This is a genomic window from Micromonospora sp. KC721, assembly GCF_004348355.1.
Taxonomy (GTDB): Bacteria; Actinomycetota; Actinomycetes; order Mycobacteriales; family Micromonosporaceae; genus Micromonospora.
This window is the reverse complement of sequence record NZ_SMJY01000334.1, coordinates 1-3212: the sequence shown is the minus strand read 5'-3', so window position 1 is coordinate 3212 and position 3212 is coordinate 1. Positions and strand designations below refer to the sequence as shown.

The window sequence follows — 3212 nt, the reverse complement described above, 5'->3', positions numbered from 1 at the left end:
CCTCCTGCCCCGCAACGACCCCCGCCAGTACGACGATCTGGCCGGCGAGTGGTGGCGACCGGACGGCGCGTTCGCCATGCTGCACTGGCTGGCCCGGGCGCGGGCCGCGCTGGTGCCGCCCGCGTCCCGTCCCGACGCTCTCCTGGTCGACCTGGGTTGTGGTGCCGGGCTGATGGCCCCGCACCTGGCCGGCAAGGGTTACCGGCACGTCGGGGTCGACCTGACCCGTTCGGCTCTGGACCAGGCCGCCGACCACGGGGTGACCGTGCTCGTCGGGGACGCCACCGCGGTGCCGCTGGCCGACGGCTGCGCCGACGTGGTGGCCGCCGGGGAGGTGCTGGAACACGTACCGGACTGGCGGCGCGCGGTCGCCGAGGCGTGCCGGCTGCTGCGTCCCGGCGGGCTGCTGGTGGTGGACACCCTCAACGACACCGCGTTGGCCCGGCTGGTCGCGGTGGAGATCGGGGAGCGGCTGCCCACGGTGCCCCGGGGCATCCACGATCCACGGTTGTTCGTGGATGCTCGGCAACTGGTCGTCGAGGCCGCCCGGCACGGCGTCCACCTGCGCGTACGCGGCGTCCGGCCCAGTCTGTCCGACACGGCGGCCTGGTTGTTGCGGCGGTGGCGCGGCGGCACGGTCGGGCGGCTCGACCGGGAACCCCGGATCAAACCGACCTGGTCCACTGCCGTGCTCTACCAGGGTCGTGGCGTCCGGCACGGGTGACCGGGCCCGGACGGGGGTAGAGGGAGAAGCCACAGAAGGGGGCGACATGACGGTGCACGCGCTGGAGGCGGCCCGCCGGTTGGCGCCGCGGTTCGCCGCGCGGGCGGCCCGGCACGACGAGGACGGCTCGTTCCCGGTGGAGGACTTCACCGACCTGCGCGAGGCGGGGTTGTTCGGCCTGATGGTCCCGCCCGGGCTGGGTGGCGCGGGCGCGACGTTCGCGCAGTACACGGCGGTCGCCACCGAGCTGGCCCGGGGCAACGGCGCCACCGCGTTGGTGTTCAACATGCACGCCTCGGTCACCGGGGCGCTGGGGGCGGTCACCGAGGAGTTGGCCGAGGCGTTGGGCGTACCGGAGGAGGCGCTGGTCGCCCGGGACCGGCTGCTGCGCGCGGCGGCCGATGGCTCCTGGTACGCGGTCGCGATGAGCGAACGCGGCGCGGGCGCCCGGCTGTCGCAGCTCAGCACCGTGTACGAGCCGGTCGACGGCGGCTGGCACCTCAAGGGTGCGAAGACCTTCTGTTCCGGGGCGGGGCACGCCGACGGCTATCTGGTGGCCGCCCGCAGCGCCACCGACCAGTCGGTGGTGTCCCAGTTCCTCGTGCCGGCCGGTGCCGGGTTGACCGTCGAGCCGACCTGGGACTCGCTCGGCATGCGGGCCACCGCCTCGCACGACCTGCACCTGGACGTGACCGTGCCGGCCGACCGGCTGCTCGGCGGGGTGGAGGGGCTGGCCCTGGTGGTCGCCCAGCTGATGCCGCACTGGTTGGTGGCGAGCTACGCCGCCGTCTACGTGGGAGTGGCCCGGGCGGCGTTGGACGCCGCCGCCGAACACCTGAACGCGCGTGGGCTGGCCGGCCTGCCGGCGGTGCGGGCCCGGCTCGGTCGGGCGGACGCGGCGGTGGCCGCGGCCGGACTGGTCGTGGCGGAGGCGGCCCGCCGGGTGGACGAGGCCCCCGGTGACGCCGAGACCAACCGCTGGGTGTGGCGGGCGAAGCTGCTGGCCGGCACGACGGCGGCCGAGGTGGCCGCGTCGGTGTTGGAGGCGGCCGGCACGTCGGCCACCCGACGGGGCCATCCGCTGGAACGGCTCTATCGGGACGCCCGCTGCGGCTCGCTGCACCCGGCCACCTCGGACGTGTGCGCCGACTGGCTCGGGGTGGCGGCGCTCGGCGGTGACCCGGACCGGGACGGATCGGCGCCTCGTTGGTAGGTCGGGCAGGCAGAACCGGACGAGAGGTGGGGACATGGTCGTGCCAGTGATCGCGGGTCTCGGTACGGCGCAACCGCCGGCCGCCCGGCAGGACGAGTTGTGGGAGGGCTTCTTCTCCCGGCACTTCTCGGGCGCCACCCGCGCGCTGGCCGAACGGATCTTCGCGAACTCCGGGGTGGACCGGCGGCAGGCGGCGGTGAACCCCCTGCTGGAGGACGTCTCCGACTGGCCGACCGAGCGCCGGATGCGGCGCTACCAGGTGGAGGCGCTGCCGTTGGGTAAGGAGGCGGTGGGGCGGGCGTTGACCGCCGCCGGCCTCGACGCCGGCGACGTGGGGCTGTTCGTGGTCTGCTCCTGCACCGGGTACGCCACCCCGGGGTTGGACATCCTGCTCGCCCGGGACCTGGGCATGGCCCCGGGCACGCAGCGGATGTTCGTGGGCCACATGGGCTGTTACGCGGCGCTGCCGGGGCTGGGCGCGGCGGGCGATTTCGTCACCGCGCGGGGGCGGCCGGCGCTGCTGCTCTGCACCGAGCTGACCAGCCTGCACATCCAGCCGGCGACGGCCAGGGTGGACACCCAGCAGATCGTCTCGCACGCGCTCTTCTCCGACGCCGCGGTCGCCGCGGTGCTGCTGCCGGCCCCGACCGGGCCGGCCGGCCCCGGCTGGCGGATCCGGGAGGTCAGCTCGGTCACCGACACCTCCACCGCCGATCACATGACCTGGGACGTCACCGACACCGGTTTCCGGATGGGTCTGTCGCCGAAGGTCCCGCAGGTGCTCTCGGCGCACGTCCGCGCGCTGGTGGACGACCTGTTGGCCCGGCATGGCGCGAGCGTCGCCGAGGTGGACGGTTGGGCCGTCCACCCGGGCGGCCCGCGCATCCTCAACGTGGTCGAGCGCGAGTTGGCCCTGCCGCCGGCGGCGTTGGCGGCCTCCCGGGGGGTGCTGGCCGAGCACGGCAACTGCTCGTCCCCGACGGTGCTGCTGATCCTGGACCGGCTGGCGCGCGCCGCCGTGCCGCCCCGGCGGGTGGTGATGCTCGCCTTCGGGCCGGGGCTGACTCTCTACGCGGCCCTGCTCGACCGTGGCTGAGCGGGACGGTTGAGGGGACCGGCCGGACGTCGGCTGGCCGCCTGGTCCGGGATGGTCAGCTGGCCAGCCGGGCGAGGTCGGTGCGGTAGTCGCCGGTCGAGCGCAGGTCGGGCAGGACCCGGGTGACCGTGCCGGTCCGGTCGACCAGCAGCGCGGGGGCGGTGCCGGGGGTCGGGGCG

At 75.3% G+C, this 3212-nt stretch carries 3 protein-coding genes; all 3 read left to right on the top strand.

The annotated features are described in order from the left end of the window. Positions 1-4 precede the first annotated feature (4 nt). The 3 genes from E1182_RS29920 to E1182_RS29910 are packed head-to-tail and all read left to right on the top strand — an operon-like array spanning position 5 to position 3033. The gene (locus E1182_RS29920) at positions 5-724 is read left to right on the top strand and encodes a bifunctional 2-polyprenyl-6-hydroxyphenol methylase/3-demethylubiquinol 3-O-methyltransferase UbiG (RefSeq protein ID WP_243706498.1); all 720 of its coding nucleotides are present in this window, start codon (positions 5-7) and stop codon (positions 722-724) included. A 46-nt stretch (positions 725-770) separates the two neighbouring features. Beyond that, positions 771-1937, top strand: coding sequence for an acyl-CoA dehydrogenase family protein (locus E1182_RS29915; RefSeq protein ID WP_132271082.1), 1167 nt, complete (start codon positions 771-773; stop codon positions 1935-1937). 34 nt (positions 1938-1971) lie between these two features. Further along, a complete protein-coding gene (locus E1182_RS29910; protein ID WP_132271080.1) occupies positions 1972-3033 on the top strand; it encodes a type III polyketide synthase in 1062 nt (353 codons plus the stop codon). Positions 3034-3212 lie beyond the last annotated feature (179 nt).